Source organism: Bacteroidota bacterium (assembly GCA_017303975.1).
In the GTDB taxonomy this organism is placed as follows: domain Bacteria; phylum Bacteroidota; class Bacteroidia; order JAFLBG01; family JAFLBG01; genus JAFLBG01.
In genome coordinates this window covers 51,639-67,430 of sequence record JAFLBG010000013.1, presented here as the reverse complement: position 1 = coordinate 67,430, position 15,792 = coordinate 51,639, and the positions used below count along the sequence as shown (strand labels likewise).

General features: G+C 34.0%; 17 protein-coding genes. 7 read left to right on the top strand and 10 right to left on the bottom strand.

Going from position 1 to position 15,792, the window contains the following annotated elements:
• The coding region (locus tag J0M08_06695) for a diaminopimelate decarboxylase (protein MBN8702733.1) at window positions 1–622 on the top strand (622 nt) is incomplete at its 5' end.
• Window positions 623–634: 12 nt separating this feature from the next.
• Here J0M08_06695 and J0M08_06690 read toward each other — a convergent pair.
• From J0M08_06690 to J0M08_06665, 6 genes are all read right to left on the bottom strand, one after another.
• A complete protein-coding gene (locus tag J0M08_06690) occupies window positions 635–868 on the bottom strand; it encodes a hypothetical protein (protein MBN8702732.1) in 234 nt (77 codons plus the stop codon).
• Between the two features lie 12 nt (window positions 869–880).
• Window positions 881–1,243: a SpoIIE family protein phosphatase gene (locus J0M08_06685; GenBank protein ID MBN8702731.1), complete on the bottom strand. Its 363-nt coding sequence runs from the start codon at window positions 1,241–1,243 to the stop codon at window positions 881–883.
• 30 nt (window positions 1,244–1,273) lie between these two features.
• Window positions 1,274–2,437 (bottom strand): PAS domain S-box protein, encoded by a 1,164-nt coding sequence (locus J0M08_06680; GenBank protein MBN8702730.1) that lies wholly within the window; start codon window positions 2,435–2,437, stop codon window positions 1,274–1,276.
• Between the two features lie 2 nt (window positions 2,438–2,439).
• Window positions 2,440–4,005, bottom strand: a complete 1,566-nt coding sequence (locus tag J0M08_06675) for a PAS domain S-box protein (protein ID MBN8702729.1) — start codon at window positions 4,003–4,005, stop codon at window positions 2,440–2,442.
• Window positions 4,006–4,113: 108 nt separating this feature from the next.
• Entirely contained in the window at window positions 4,114–5,217 is a 1,104-nt protein-coding gene (gene moeB / locus J0M08_06670) for a molybdopterin-synthase adenylyltransferase MoeB (protein ID MBN8702728.1), read from the bottom strand.
• Between the two features lie 34 nt (window positions 5,218–5,251).
• Window positions 5,252–6,007, bottom strand: a complete 756-nt coding sequence (locus J0M08_06665; protein ID MBN8702727.1) for an SDR family oxidoreductase — start codon at window positions 6,005–6,007, stop codon at window positions 5,252–5,254.
• Window positions 6,008–6,118: 111 nt separating this feature from the next.
• Here J0M08_06665 and aroC point away from each other — a divergent pair, with 111 nt between their 5' ends.
• A complete protein-coding gene (aroC, locus tag J0M08_06660; GenBank protein ID MBN8702726.1) occupies window positions 6,119–7,198 on the top strand; it encodes a chorismate synthase in 1,080 nt (359 codons plus the stop codon).
• Window positions 7,199–7,200: 2 nt separating this feature from the next.
• Window positions 7,201–7,437, top strand: a complete 237-nt coding sequence (locus J0M08_06655; GenBank protein ID MBN8702725.1) for a hypothetical protein — start codon at window positions 7,201–7,203, stop codon at window positions 7,435–7,437.
• 2 nt (window positions 7,438–7,439) lie between these two features.
• Here the strand turns inward: J0M08_06655 and J0M08_06650 are convergent, their stop codons facing one another.
• Together J0M08_06650 and J0M08_06645 are read right to left on the bottom strand one after the other, a co-directional pair.
• Entirely contained in the window at window positions 7,440–7,940 is a 501-nt protein-coding gene (locus J0M08_06650) for a hypothetical protein (protein ID MBN8702724.1), read from the bottom strand.
• Window positions 7,941–8,106: 166 nt separating this feature from the next.
• The gene (locus tag J0M08_06645; protein ID MBN8702723.1) at window positions 8,107–8,826 is read right to left on the bottom strand and encodes a DUF4159 domain-containing protein; all 720 of its coding nucleotides are present in this window, start codon (window positions 8,824–8,826) and stop codon (window positions 8,107–8,109) included.
• A gap of 240 nt (window positions 8,827–9,066) precedes the next feature.
• Here J0M08_06645 and secDF point away from each other — a divergent pair, with 240 nt between their 5' ends.
• On the top strand, window positions 9,067–12,171 hold the full coding sequence (gene secDF, locus J0M08_06640) for a protein translocase subunit SecDF (GenBank protein MBN8702722.1): 3,105 nt from the start codon (window positions 9,067–9,069) through the stop codon (window positions 12,169–12,171).
• Between the two features lie 72 nt (window positions 12,172–12,243).
• Entirely contained in the window at window positions 12,244–12,480 is a 237-nt protein-coding gene (locus tag J0M08_06635; GenBank protein ID MBN8702721.1) for a twin-arginine translocase TatA/TatE family subunit, read from the top strand.
• Window positions 12,481–12,563: 83 nt separating this feature from the next.
• On the opposite strand, the gene J0M08_06630 is transcribed toward J0M08_06635, so the two are convergent.
• Window positions 12,564–13,352: a TIGR00266 family protein gene (locus tag J0M08_06630; GenBank protein MBN8702720.1), complete on the bottom strand. Its 789-nt coding sequence runs from the start codon at window positions 13,350–13,352 to the stop codon at window positions 12,564–12,566.
• Window positions 13,353–13,433: 81 nt separating this feature from the next.
• Here J0M08_06630 and J0M08_06625 point away from each other — a divergent pair, with 81 nt between their 5' ends.
• Window positions 13,434–14,492, top strand: a complete 1,059-nt coding sequence (locus tag J0M08_06625) for a PA0069 family radical SAM protein (GenBank protein ID MBN8702719.1) — start codon at window positions 13,434–13,436, stop codon at window positions 14,490–14,492.
• Here the strand turns inward: J0M08_06625 and J0M08_06620 are convergent.
• On the bottom strand, window positions 14,489–15,040 hold the full coding sequence (locus tag J0M08_06620; protein ID MBN8702718.1) for a hypothetical protein: 552 nt from the start codon (window positions 15,038–15,040) through the stop codon (window positions 14,489–14,491). The two genes, J0M08_06625 and J0M08_06620, sit on opposite strands and share 4 nt — an antisense overlap.
• Window positions 15,041–15,081: 41 nt before the next feature.
• Here J0M08_06620 and J0M08_06615 point away from each other — a divergent pair, with 41 nt between their 5' ends.
• Window positions 15,082–15,762: an SDR family oxidoreductase gene (locus J0M08_06615; protein ID MBN8702717.1), complete on the top strand. Its 681-nt coding sequence runs from the start codon at window positions 15,082–15,084 to the stop codon at window positions 15,760–15,762.
• Window positions 15,763–15,792: the final 30 nt, after the last annotated feature.

Here is a 15,792-nt window from a genome sequence, read left to right as displayed (position 1 = left end):
AGCCGTAAAACTTATTGGAATTCATTTTCATATTGGTTCACAAATTACAGATTTGGATGTTTTTAAGAATTTATGTGTTAAAGTAAATGAAATACAAAACTGGTTTGAGCAACAACAGATAGTTTTGGAGCATATCAATGTAGGTGGTGGGTTAGGTGTTGATTATTATAATCCGGATCAAAATTTAATTCCAGACTTTAAGCATTTTTTTGAAATATTTAATACTTTTTTGCACCTACGAAAGCATCAAAAATTGCACTTCGAAATAGGAAGAGCTATTGTAGCCCAATGCGGAACGCTTATATCTAAAGTCTTGTTTATTAAAAATGGCATAAATACAAATTTTGCAATTATTGATGCCGGAATGACTGATTTGATACGACCTGCGTTATATCAATCGTATCATAAGATTGAGAATCTATCTAAACAGAATCAAATGCATAGTTTTAAGTATGATGTTGTTGGACCAATTTGCGAATCGTCCGATTGTTTTGGAAAGGCTGTAGATTTACCAATAACCGAAAGGGGCGATATTATAGCTATACGCACTACTGGTGCCTACGGAGAGGTTATGTCGTCTAACTACAACTTGAAAGATAAGGCCCCAAGCGTATTTGCTTGAAAATTGTAAAAATTATTTCTTCTTAAAAAGTGCAAAAAACGAAACAATTGCCCAAACTGTTTCTAAAACAATAAATGGAATAGATCCCATTAGATACGCTCCATAACCTGCAATGGACGATCCGAAAAAATTACATAGCAAATAGGTTTTGCTTTTTTGATCTACTACATTGAATACTAGCAATAGAAAACCAATTAAAATTAATGTTACACCTATAGTGTTTATAATGTCTGCGTTTTGTAGCATAAGTCGTTTAAGTTAAATTTTTAGTGAAAATACAAGAATATCATCAGTTTGTTCGTTTTCGCCTCTCCAGTTTTCAATGGTGCGATTTAAAAAATATTTTTGCTCTATATACTCTTTTTGTGCACACTTTTGAAGTATCTTTTTAAAACTACCACTCGAAAACTTTTTATTGTTTGGCCCTCCAAATTGGTCTTGATATCCGTCTGAACATGCATATATAATAGTGCCTTTGTTTAATTCAATAGATTGTTCCACAATAATACCTTTAGATACATCGTCACTTTTGTTGAATGTAAATTTGCTGCCTTTTAATTCAATTAAATTGCTGTTTTGATAAATGAACAATGGTCTATTTATCCCGGAATAAGTTAGCACTCTTGTTTTTTTATCAAAAGTGAAAAAAGATTAATCCATGCTGTCGTTTAATTTTTGAACAGCATACGTTTTCTTAAACAAGGTATTTAGGTTATTAAACAACGAACTTATTACTTTTGCCGGTGTTTTAAATTGATTGGCTTTTGTATATCTATTGAGTAATGTAATGCCAATCATGCTCATCATTGCAGCCGGTATTCCATGCCCGGTGCAATCTCCAATGGCAAAATAAAATTGGCTTTCAGTTTCGTGATACCAATAAAAATCTCCACTGATAATTTCTTTGGGTTTGTACAATAAGTAACAGTCTGAAAAATATTTTTTCAGTTCAGGTAATTCAGGAAATAGAAACGACTGAATTCTGTTAGCATAAACAAGACTATCGGTAATATCTTTATTTACTTGAGAAAGCTCTTTCTCTATTTTTTTTTGATCACTAATGTCGGAGTCAACGATTATGATATACTTTACATTTCCGTCTTCATCTAAAATAGGAGACATGGTTGAAAATCCCCATATTTCCTTCGTGTCTTGATATTTGTTGATTGATTCGTAGTTGAACGATTTTTTTTCAGCAACACATATTTCGAAATAATTTTTGATGTTTTTATTGTTGCTTATTTGAGTAATATTTTTCCCACGTTGGGATATAAACTGATTTAATGTTAAGCCATGAAAACGTTCAAAACTATCGCTTACCCAAATTAAATCTCCTTTGCTGTTTAAAATTAAGATAACGTTATCTGTATTGTTAGCAACCAACGACAGTAGCTCTAATTGCTTGTTTTGTTCAATAATTATTTGTTCGTTTGTTTTTTCCTCGGTTACATCTTGCCCAACTCCAATAATGTATCCATCCATTAATAAAGAGTCTTGCCATTGTATGTATCTTTTATTGCCCGATTTATCAAGCAGGGAATTGATGTATGTTTTAGTGTCAATTTCTTTTATTCCTTTTGCACAATCGGATACATATTTTTTAAATTCAGCTACATCATCTTGATTGTTTCTAGTTTTTTCCCACCAGCCGGTTCCTATAAGTTCGTTTACTGAATATCCTAACACCTTAGTAATAGTGGGGTTAGCAAAAATAATATTTGCATTTTCATCTGTTATAAGAATAATAGATGAAGTTTCGTTAATAATTAGATTAGAAAAAATGTTTTTATTCTCTGTAGCTATTTTTTCTTCCATACTTAGTAATTAAGTGCAAATACCAATACATCGTCTGTCTGTTCACTTTTGCCTTTCCAGGAATTAAATTTATTCTCTAAATATTTTTGATGATCTGTAAACGGTGTTTGAGTTAGACTCACCAATTCATGTTTGAATTTCTTTATTAAGAATTTTTTATCATAAACACCCCCAAATTGATCATAAAAACCATCGGAAAATGCGTAAATCAAATCTCCTTTTTTTAACGAATAGATAAGTGGAGGCCTTGCAAAAACATCTGCATTGGCATTGTATATTGGCATTCGATAGCCTTTAAATGGAACTAGTTCATTGTTGGCTACTAAATACAACGGCCTATTTATGCCATAAAAATGTAGTTCGTCTGTTTCGAAATTTATTTTAAAAAATGCTAAGTCCACCGTATCGTTTAACACATTGTCTTTCACTTTTGAATTAAACAAGTGGTTAAAGTTGGAATAAAATTCTTTAACAATTTGGTTAATGGGAAGATCTTTATTTTGTTTGCAAATACGATTCATTAATGTAATTGTTACCATACTTAGCATGGCTGCAGGAACTCCATGCCCTGTGCAATCTCCAACCATAAAAAAATATTCGTTGCCATACTTTTTAAACCAATAAAAATCACCACTTACAATATTTTTGGGTTGTGAGTATAGAAAAACATCAGAGAAATCATTTTTTAAATGTTCGAATTCCGGAAGTAAAAAAGATTGGATGTGTTTAGCATATTTAAGAGCATCCAATAAATCTTTGTGCTTTGAATTTTTTTCCAGTTCCAGTTTTTTTCTTGCCGAAATATCACTGTCAATGATTGTTACGTATTTTATTTTTCCATTCTGATCTACCACGGGCGTCATTGTTGACAATTCCCATACTTCTTGCCCTTTTACTTTTTTATTTAACGATTGGTAGTTAACAGTCTTTTTTGTAGTAATACATTTTGTAAACAAGTTTCGTATGTCCGGAAAATTACTCGCTTGAAATATTGATTTGCCAAATGTTTCTGTAAATTTTTCGTACGACAAATGATGTAAATTTTCAAAACTAGGACTTACCCATAAAATATCTCCAATGCCATCAAGTATCAATACGATATTGTCTGTTTTGCTAGCTACTTGTGATAGTAGCTCTAATTGTTTGTTTTGAATTTTAATAATTTCTTGTTGAAAAATATTATCCGTTACTTCTTGCCCTATGCCAATTAAATACTCTCCCGGAATAAGCGAATCTTGCCATTGAATCCATTTAATAGTGCCATTTTTATCTCTTACCGGATTGGTGTGAACTGTTTTGTTTAACGGAGCGCTTCCTGTAATGCAATTCTTTACAGATGTAATATATTCTTCTCGTTTTACGGAATCTGAATGTGCTAATAACCACCAATTTTGTCCTGAAATTTCTTGTGGTGTGTATCCTAATATTTTCGTAATTGAAGGGCTTACATAAACAATATTCGCATTTTTATCGGCAACCATTGCAATGGTTCCTATCTTGTTTAATATAAGTTCGTTTAGGTTGGAATTTTTTTTAAGTAATTTTTCTAAGCCGGATTCAACAGCCATAAAATGTGGTTAAAGCGATAGCTTAATATACAAAAAATAATCTTTTTAAGCTACTAAAATGGATAGAATATAAATTTGGACTTATTCATTTTATTTCAACTAGTTCGGTCAGTATGTCGGTACATACGAGTCAACTGTCATAGCCCATTGGTGTATTCCACCTTCTAAGTTTAACAAATTGGTATAACTGTATTTTTCTTGTAAAAATTTAATTGCTTGTGCACTTCGCATTCCATGATGGCAGTACAATACAACCGTTTTGTTTTTTGCAATTTGATTGTAATTATTCGGAATTGTATTTAACGGAATTAGTTTTTCTGATATTTTGCACAACTCAAATTCAGAAGGCTCTCGAACATCTATAATATCAATGTCTTCTCCCAACTGCATTTTTGTATGTAATTCTTGTGGTGAAATGGAATTAACAAGGCTAGGGTTGAAGCAAAGTAGTTCGTAATTATTTTCAAGTTCCTTTATCTTTTTATTTTCCGGATTCAATTCAATTTCATAAGTGTTATAGGTGTTTTGCAAACAATTAAACACCAGTAATTTGCCGGAGATGCTCTCTCCTAATTGGCACACTATTTTAATAGCTTCTGTAGCCTGCATTGTTCCTACTATTCCGGGTAGTGCTCCTAATACACCAATTGTAGCGCAGTTTGGAGTATCTGTCATACTTGCCGGCTCCGGAAATAAGCAACGGTAGGTTGGGCCATTTCTGTAATTGAAAACTGTTACTTGCCCTTCAAATTTATGTATGGAGCCAAAAACAAAAGGTTTGTTTAGGATTACACACGCATCATTTACTAAGTAACGTGTCGCAAAATTATCGCTTCCATCAATTAGTAAATCAAAATCGTTAAGTATTGATAGTGCATTTTTAGTATTTAGTCTTTCTGTAAAGCCAATAAATTGTGTGAATGGATTCTGTAGTTGAAGTTTTTTAATCGCAACTTCCACTTTTAATTTTCCAACATCATCTCTCGTAAATAAAATTTGCCGTTGTAAGTTTGATTCTGAAACGGTGTCATCATCCACAATTCCAATAGTACCAACTCCTGCAGCTGTTAAATACTGCAATGCCGGACATCCTAAGCCTCCTGCTCCAATTATTAATACTTTGCTCTGTTTTAGCTTTTCTTGGTTTTCTATGCCAAACTCCGACATCATAATATGACGGCTATAGCGTATTTTTTCTTCTCTTGAGAGCATACCTAAAAATATTCTAATTGAAAGATTTCAAAACTTAACTCTTTCGAATTACAGTTGTAGCGTTAGCTTGCACAGTGGGTGTTATAATCAAATCATTTATGTTTACATGTGCCGGTCGTGTTGCCACCCAGTAAATTGTTTCGGCAATATCTTCGGCTTGTAAAGGTTTTAATCCAAGGTAGGTTTTTTTTGCACGCTCTTCATCTCCTTTAAATCGTACAATAGAGAATTCTGTTTCTGCCATTCCCGGATTAATTGCCGTTACTCTTATATGATGCGGAAGTAAATCAATGCGCATGGCTTTGTTTAGCGCATCAACGGCATGTTTGGTGGCACAATAAATATTTCCGTTAGCATACACTTCTTTGCCTGCAATAGACCCAATATTAATAATATGTCCTTTCTGCTTTTCAATCATTAAAGGAGTTATCAATCGTGTCATGTATAACAATCCTTTAATGTTGGTATCAATCATTATTTCCCAATCATCAATATTACCCTCTTGAATAGAGGATAGTCCCATTGCCAAGCCTGCATTGTTTACCAAAATGTCTATGTTTCGCCATTCTTGGGTAAGTGAAGCAATTGCTTTTTTTACATCTTCTAATTTTCGAACATCAAAACATAAGGTCAATACCTTAATCGAATATTTGCTTTGTAAATCTTTTGCAATAAAATTTAATCTGTTTTCTCTTCTGCCAGCTAAAATTAAATTGTATCCGTTTTTGGCAAATAGCTCGGCTGTAGCTTTTCCAAATCCTGCTGTTGCTCCTGTTATAAATATGGTCATCGTATTTCTTTTTGCTAAATTACAGTAGTTTCCCAATTTTTTATCCGACTACGCTTTATTTTTTATAATTTAATAGCAAGTATTTACATCCTATTTTAGTTCTACAAAACAATGTCAGCAAATACATTTGGTAAAATATTTTCAGTAACAACCTTTGGCGAATCGCACGGAGTGGCTATAGGTGGTGTTATTCAGGGATGTCCAGCCGGATTGGAAATAGACGTTGATTTTATACAACAAGAACTTGATAGACGTAAACCGGGTCAATCCGCCATTACAACGCACCGTAAGGAAAATGATGAAGTTGAATTTTTGTCGGGAATTTTCGAAGGGAAATCATTGGGTTCTCCCATTGCATTTATCCTCAAAAATAATGATGCCCGTTCTGCAGATTACGACCAATTGAAAAATGTATTTCGTCCGTCTCATGCTGATTATACTTACCAACAGAAATATGGTTTGCGTGATTATAGAGGAGGCGGTCGTTCCTCTGTTCGAGAAACAGCTGCAAGGGTAGTAGCAGGTGCGATTGCAAAACTATTGTTAAGTAAAATTGGAATTAAGATAAACGCCTACACTTCGCAAATTGGAACCATAAAATTAACTACAGAGTATAAAATTTTAGACTCGTCTAAAATTGAAAGTAATCCTGTTCGTTGCCCGGACGAATCGGTGGCTAAGCAAATGATTGCAGCCATTGAAAAAGTAAAATTAGAAGGGGATAGCTTAGGTGGTGTTATAACATGCGTTGTTCAAGGTGTTCCAATTGGTTTAGGGGAACCTGTTTTCGATAAACTACATGCCGACTTAGGAAAAGCAATGCTAAGCATAAATGCAGTAAAAGGATTTGAAATTGGCAGTGGCTTTGCAGGTTCTGCTATGAAAGGCTCCGAACATAATGATGCGTTTGAAAACAGAAATGATAAAATTGGTACAACTCAAAATTATTCGGGCGGAATTCAAGGTGGAATAAGCAACGGAGAGGATATTTATTTTAATGTTGCATTCAAGCCAACATCTACAATTGCGAAACAACAGCAGACAATAGATGTACAAGGCAATCCTGTTTTATTGGAAGCCCAAGGTAGGCACGACCCATGCGTGGTGCCTAGAGCTGTTCCTATTGTAGAGGCGATGGCAGCTATTGTTTTAGCCGATCATTATTTAAGAAATAAATTAAGTAAATTGTGAAAATGAAAACAGTATCTATTTTACTACTCTCCGCAATTTTAGTATTTTCTGCCTCGTGCAAGAAAAAAACAGCTAACTATAAATGCACTTGTCAAAGTAAAATGGGTGGAGTTTATACAGAAGACTCCCAATCATTCAATGATGTTACCTTTGAGGATGCGGAACAAAAGTGTGGTGTAGCAGATAATTTTTATTATTCCCCCTCTGAATATAAACAGTGCTCTGTTGCTAAAGAATAAGTTTACTTTTTGTTCTGTGTATCTAAACTATCTTTTTTAAAATCTGCATCTACTTCCCGCAAAAAATAATATTCTTTGTATTGTCTTCTTAGCTCGTTGTTTATGTAATCTGTATTCATGTAATCATACGCAAACTGATTCTGAGACATACTAAACGAAATTTTAGCAATGGGCTTTTGAAGTATGGAAGTATCTAGTTCTTTAAGTTCTTCAAAAATACTTATTTCAAAAGGAAATCCGTACCCAATCTTTCGTTCCGGAGGCACTTTGGTATTTACCTCAATTAGCTTTGAAACAAAGCCTTTTTTGCCTATTTCAATAGTAAATTTTTTGTTCAATGGAAGTCTGAATTTGCATTTCCCTTTTTTGTTGGTGTAGAATACGGCTACTAGTTTTTTCGATTCGTTATAAACACAAATTTTAGACGAGTCTAAATTTTCGTTTCCTGCCTTATCAAATGTTTTTGTTTTTTTTACAATTCCATCCAATTCAATATACTGCACCTTATTGATAGCAAGTGTATCTTGGGAAAATGAGTAATGGGTCGTAATCAGTAAGACTGTGAAAAAAGAAAAACGAAAAATAGAGAATTGGAGATTATTTAAATAAAGTAAAATTATTTTTTTCACGGACTTTTAGATTAACCTAAATTTTTACAAACTACTTTATTTATTTAGTAAACGCATATTGAATTAAATTAGCCCCCATTTTAAGTGCTTTTTCACGAGCATCCGGAGAATCTTTGTGTACCTCAATATTTTCCCATCCATCTCCCAAGTCACATTCTACCGAATAAAAACAAACTAATCTTCCTTCATAAATCAAACCAAATCCCTGCGGTGGTTTATTGTCATGCTCATGAATCTTGGGAAGCCCGTTCGGAAATTTATATTTTTGATTGTAAATAGGATGATTGAACGGTAGTTCTACCAAATCCAATTCCGGAAATATTTTTTTTAATTGCGGACGAATAAATTTGTCCATTCCATAATTATCATCTATGTGCAAAAAACCGCCACCTGTCAAGTATTTGCGCAGGTTTTCTGCTTCCTGCGTGCTAAATATAACATTTCCATGCCCTGTCATATGTATAAATGGATAATTAAAAATTTCGCTACTGCCAGACTCAACAACTGCTTGTTCCGGGTCGATATTCATTTTTAAGTTATCGTTGCAATATTTAATCAGATTGGGCACAGATGTTTCCAGATTTGCATACCAATCGCCCCCACCATTGTATTTCAAAACTGCAATTTTATAAGTAGGAGTGAAGGATGTTGAAAGTATAAAGCACAATGTACAAAGTGCTAAATAACCTATATTAGTTTTGATCTTAAAACAACAAAAAAGTCTACTTAGTTTTGAATATGATTTAGAAATGAGTTTCATTTGAAGGTAGTTGCTAATTTGATTTTACGCATTACAATCCACTATTCAAAAACAATAAATTGTTTGATTTTACCCCCAAAATTACTAAAAAACGTCTGTATATCTTACTATCAATCAATAATAAACGATAAAAAGTGGGCCTTGTAAACTTTGTTTGGTCTATTTTGCGTTTTTCGATTAAAAAAGTTAGGTTTGCACTCTTTTAAATACTATTAAAACGTTATTAAACAACTATAAATTATGCAAAATAAAGGTGCAATAACCACATTTGGAGTTCTTTTGGGCATTATCTGTATTTACTACTTGTCTTTTACTTGGGTTACCCGTGGCGTAGAGCAAGATGCAGAGGTATTTGCAAATGAGTATATTTCTCAGCCTGCTGTTATTGAAGCTGCCAAAGCCGCTTCTAACGGAGATGCGATGAAGCAAGAAGATTATTTGAGCAATGCTATGGCTCTTAAAAGAGATAAATACCTTGATTCTTTGCGTAAGGAGGTTGTTTTTAACATTGGAGTTGCCAAATATACTTATGATGAGTGTAAAGAAAAAGAAATAAACCTTGGTCTGGATTTAAGAGGTGGGATGAACGTTACCCTTGAGATTTCTGTTGCAGATATTTTGAAAGGGATGTCAAATAACCCTGAAGATATTGGATTGAACGATGCGATAAAAGTTGCGCAAGTAAAGCAACGTACAGACAATAGAGATTTTGTAGTTCTTTTTGGCGAAGCCTATAAAGCTAAAAATCCGTCATCTCGATTAGCTCCTTTGTTTCAAAGTATTGAACTAAAGGAAAAAATTAATTTTAATTCAAAAGACGAAGAAGTACTTGCTATTCTTATTGAACGAGTTCAAGAGTCGATATTAACTGCAGAAAATACACTTCGTGCACGTATCGATAAATTTGGAGTAACACAACCTAATATTCAACGTTTACAAGGTTCTGGTCGTATTTTGGTTGAGTTACCTGGAGTAAGCGACAAAGAGCGTGTTCGTAAATTACTACAAGGAACAGCTAACTTAGAATTTTGGGAAACCTACGATAATAAAGAGATTTACCCAATGTTGGTAGAAGCTAACAAGCGTATTGCAGATTTCGAAAAGCCGGCTACTTCTTCAGCATTAGATAGTTTATCTGTAAATGCTGATTCTACCGCTAAAGCTGCTGTTGCAATAACTGATACAGCAAAAGCAGTACAAGCAGATACTACAAAAAAATCATTGGCAGATCAATTGGGAACAAAAGATAGTAATGGCACTTCTGCTTTATCAGATACATCAGCTGCTGCACGTATGCAACGTGAAAGACCTTTGTTTTCTCTTTTAAACGAAAATATTTATCAACGCGATAATCAATACGTATTGGCTGATGGACCGGTTGTGGGTCTTGCTAAAAGTAAAGATACATCTAAGGTTAATGCTTATTTAAATAATCCTAAAATAAAATCATTGTTCCCTTCAAAACTTAAATTGATGTGGACAGTAAAAGCATCTAAACGTTACAAAGACGATATTTTTGAATTGGTTGCAATAAAAATATCCTCTCGTGATGGTAAAGCTCCTTTAGCAGGAGATATCATTGCGGATGCAAGAAAAGAAAACGATTACAACGGTTCTGGATATTACCAGATATCTATGAACATGACTACAGAAGCCGGAAAAACTTGGAAACGCTTGACTGGCGACAACATTGGAAAGTCTATTGCAGTTGTGTTAGATAACAAAGTATACTCTTTCCCGACAGTTCAATCAGAAATTGCTGGTGGACGTTCTCAAATTACCGGAGATTTTGCTTCAAAAGATGCGGATGACTTGGTAAATATTCTTAAAGCCGGTAAACTTCCTGCACCCGCTAGAATAGTGGAAGAAACTGTTGTAGGTCCTACATTAGGAAAAGAGTCTATTAGCTCTGGTTTATTGTCGTTCGTAATAGCACTTGGAGTAGTGTTGTTATTTATGGCATTCTATTACAGCAAGGCTGGTTTGGTAGCAGATATCGCACTTTTTGCAAACGTGTTTTTAGTAATGGGCGTTTTAGCATCTTTGGGTGCAGTACTTACTTTACCAGGTATTGCAGGTATTGTGCTTACAATTGGTATGTCAGTAGATGCTAACATTCTTATCTTCGAACGTGTCCGTGAGGAGATGGCCGCAGGTAAAGGGGCTGGGTTGTCAATTAAAGAAGGTTTTAGTCATGCAATGTCTTCTATTCTTGATTCCAACGTTACAACTCTTTTACTGGGCGTAATTCTGTTCGTTTACGGAACCGGTCCGGTGCAAGGTTTTGCTACAACATTAATAATTGGTATTCTAACTTCTTTATTCTGTGCAATATTCATTACTCGTTTGATATTCGACTCAATGTTAAATAAAAATCAAACGATAGCATTTTCTACCCCATTAACAGAAAATGCATTTAAGAATACTAAAATTGACTTTGTAGGTAAGAGAAAATTATACTATGTTTTTTCCGGGGCCTTTATCTTACTTGGTGCTGTATTTTTCTTTAAAAATGACGGATTTAATTTAGGTGTAGATTTTAAAGGAGGTCGTTCTTATGTGGTAAGATTTGATAATAAAAAAACAACTGATGAAGTAAAAGAGAAACTTTCTGAATCATTTGGTACTTCCCCAGAGGTTAAAACGTATGGCGAAAGCAATCAGCAAAAAATAACAACAACTTATTTAATCGATGATTCATCAGAAGATGCGGAGACAAAAGTAGAAGCTAAGTTAAAAGAAGGGCTAGATAAGGTTGGAGAGAATTATAAAATTTTAAGTTCTCAGAAAGTAGGGGAAACAATATCAAGAGATATTAAAACCAAAGCTATTTGGTCTATTTTATTTTCTTGTTTAGTAATGTTCTTATATATTTTGATTCGATTTAAAAAGTGGCAATATGGCTTAGGCTCTGTAGTTGCGTTGCTTCACGATGTGCTTATTATTCTTTCTTGTTATGCTATATTTGACGGTGTGATGCCTTTCTCTTTAGAACTAGACCAACATTTTATCGCTGCAATATTAACTGTAATGGGATACTCAATGAATGATACCGTAGTTGTGTTTGATAGAATAAGAGAGTATTTGTCAAATAACAAGAAGAATGATTTAGATAAAGGAGAACGAAATACCGTTATTAATTACGCATTAAATAGTACACTTAGTCGTACTGTTAATACATCGTTGACAATTTTCTTTGTATTGTTAACAATATTTATTTTTGGTGGCGAAACTATCAGAGGATTTTCCTTTGCCTTGTTAATTGGTATTGTAATTGGAACATATTCATCAATTTGTATTGCAACACCTGTTGTAATTGACTTTGATAGAAACAAAAAAGAATAACAAATTTTTTCACTAAATTTAAAGGTCGTTGTTTAGTAGCAACGACCTTTTTTTATACCTAATTATTTTTATATGCAAATTAATTCAACTCTTCTTTTTTTGAATTTAGGTGGTGGAGAGGTATTTGTGGTGGTGTTTGTGATAGTGTTGTTTTTTGGGTCTAAGCGCATTCCTGAATTGGCAAGAGGTTTAGGTCGAGGAATACGAGAGTTTAAAGATGCAGCTAGTGGAATTCAAAAGGAGATTCAAGATAGTGCAAATGTAGTGGAAGAGGAAGTAAAGAAAATTGATAAAGACCATTTATCCTAGTTATTCGTATGTATTGAAAAAACAGAACGGGTTGTAAGAAATAATTCTTACAACCCGTTCTGTTTTAGTAATATTCTTATATACTAATCTCCATCCAACATATTTCCAATGCCCCCTAGAATGCTGCCTTCTTCTTTTCTTTTATACGTTCCATAAGCCAATATACGTCCGGCTAATCTGCTAATTGGTAGCGATTGTACCCATATTTTTCCAGGACCGGTAAGTGTAGCAAAAAACAAACCTTCTCCTCCCAAAATGGTGTTTTTTATTCCTCCTACAAATTCAATATCATAATTTACATCTTGCGTAAACGCCACAATACAGCCAGTGTCCACTTTTAGTTTTTCTCCGGGAGCTAGTTCTTTTTCAATTATCATACCACCTGCATGTACAAAAGCGTATCCATCTCCTTCAAGCTTCTGCATAATAAAACCCTCGCCTCCAAATAAGCCGGTTCCTAATTTTTTTTGAAACTCAATACCTACCGATACTCCTTTAGCTGCGCACAAAAAAGCATCTTTCTGACAAATTATTTTTCCTTTTAATTGTTGTAAATCGAGCGCTATTACTTTTCCTGGATAAGGAGATGCAAACGTTACTTTTTTCTTCCCATTTACAGTATTTGTGTAGGCGGTCATAAATAAACTTTCGCCTACAAGCAATCGTTTCCCGGCTGACATTACCTTTCCTAAAAAACTGGTGCTTTGGGTTGCCGATCCATCTCCAAAAATGGTTTCCATTTGTATGCCTTGCTCCATCATCATAAAGCTGCCCGACTCTGCAATGGCTGTTTCTTGTGGATCTAATTCTATTTCCACACATTGCATTTCCTCTCCATAAATTTTGTAGTCAATTTCGTGGTTTGTTCTCATTTTTAATTTGTTTTAGGAACTAAATTTAAACAACTTTAAGCTATCCCTATTTGGGTTAACATTTATTAACTAAAACGTTGCATGGCAGATTATATAAAAGGAAGAGGAGCTCAAGTTAATACGAACAACAAATTTTTAAAGAAAGAATTTACGCAACAGCATATTGATGCTATTGATGAGGAATATGTGCCGGACGAAAAGACGCAGTATTTTTATGAGTCGCCAAAAAAAATTATAAATAAAGTACAAAGCGCAGATGTATATGGCGAGTATTCGATGAATGCATACCAAGGTTGTGAACATGGATGTATTTATTGTTATGCTCGAAATGCTCACGAATATTGGGGTTTTAGTGCAGGCTTAGATTTTGAGCAGAAGATTATTGTAAAAAAGAATGCCCCAGAACTATTAGATAACGAGTTGTCTAAAAAAAATTGGAAATCAGCTCCTATTATGCTTTCCGGTAATACCGATTGTTATCAGCCTGTAGAGCGTAAGATGGAGATTACACGAAGAATGCTGCAAGTACTACTTAAACATAAGCATCCGGTTGGGATGATTACAAAAAATAGTTTGATTTTACGCGATATAGATTTGTTGCAAGAGCTTGCCAAAAATAAATTGGTGCATGTAATGGTTTCAATTACTACGCTTAAAGAAGATTTACGACTTGTAATGGAGCCTCGCACTGCAACTGCTAAGCAACGATTAAAAATAATTGAAGAGCTCAATAAAAATTCTATACCATGTGGTGTAATGAATGCGCCAATTATTCCGGGATTGAATAGTGACGAAATACCTGCTGTTATTAAAGCCGCTGCTGATGTTGGAGCTGCCAGAGCTGGTTATACGTTGGTGCGCTTGAATGGAGCTGTAAGTCAAATATTTACTGACTGGGTAACTAAAAACTTTCCGGATGCATCACAAAAAATTTTGAATCAAATTAAAGAATGTCATGCAGGTAGTTTGAGTGATAGTAGACCTGGTACACGCATGAGTGGCGATGGAAAAGTTGCAGAGATGATAAACAGATTATTTAAACTTTCGGTAAAAAAATATATTTCACTTAATACAAATTGGTATGAGTATGATACACAGCTTTATTATACCAATAAAGAGAAACAACTAAGGTTATTTTAGAATCCCATTCCAAATCCTACACGAATAATTGGGTTTTGGTAGGGAGATAATTCAGAGTCATTTACATTCCACAGCGCCATTAAATTCATAAATGCATTTGCTCCAACTCGCTGTCGGTAGCCGCCACCCACTAAAACACTTTCTAAATTATAACGTCTATTAGTATAAAAATCCCATTGCCCGTTAAGCGATTCGTATTCTGCATGAGCAAAAATGTTTTCAAGAATAAGGTATCTTCCAAAAACTCGTCCTCCGTATATTTTATTGGTATAGCTGTAGTTATTATCGCGCATGTAAATATAGGTGCCTCCAATGCCGGCTAATAGTTTTTCAGTTAGCTTGTAACCAATGGCAGGCGAAGCATCAATAAACGTAACCGTTCCAAATTGCATTCCCATATTTCCGCCAATAAAAAACTTGCTGAAATCAAATTTTTTAGGAGGTTTGGGTTTGTTAAAATGAGTAGTGTCGTATTGTGCAAAAACAGAAGAAGCAAAAAAAAGTAGAATGCTGTTCAATATTATATGTTTAAGAATAGCTTTATTCATATTTTTTGCGTTACTTAAATATAACACTTTTATTTTTTTGTATGAACATTTTAGTAACCGGTGCTAGTAAAGGAATTGGTGCAGAGCTAGCTAAATTAGCAAGTAGAGAACACTATGTATTTGCTATTGCCAGAGATGATTTAAAATTACAAGAGTTAAAAAAGCATAATCCTTCTATACATGTTTTTGTTTTTGATTTAGAAAAAGGAAATTTTTCTCAACTGGCAGCAGAGGTAAAGTCTAAACTAGGAACCATAGATATAGTGATTAACAATGCCGGAATGCTTTTAAATAAGCCTTTTTTAGAAATCACAGAAAGGGAATTACAGCAGGTATATAACGTAAATGTGTTTGGTGTTTTTAAGCTAACTCAAAATCTATTGCCTCTTTTTTCAAGCTCAAACTCACATATTGTAAATATTAGCAGCATGGGTGGGTTTCAAGGTTCTGCAAAATTTTCAGGATTAAGTGCATACAGCTCTAGTAAAGGAGCCTTAAGTATTTTAACAGAATGTTTAGCAGAAGAACTAAAAGAAAACAAGATTGCTGTAAACTGTTTATGTTTGGGAGCTGTGCAAACCGAAATGCTTTCGAACGCATTCCCCGGCTACAAAGCTCCGGTTACCCCGTTGAAAATGGCTGAATACATTTTAAATTTTGCACTTACAGGTCAGCATTATTTTAATGGAAAAATTTTACCTGTTTCTTTATCTACTCCATAGTAATACAATAACTTTCAACTACCTTTGCTA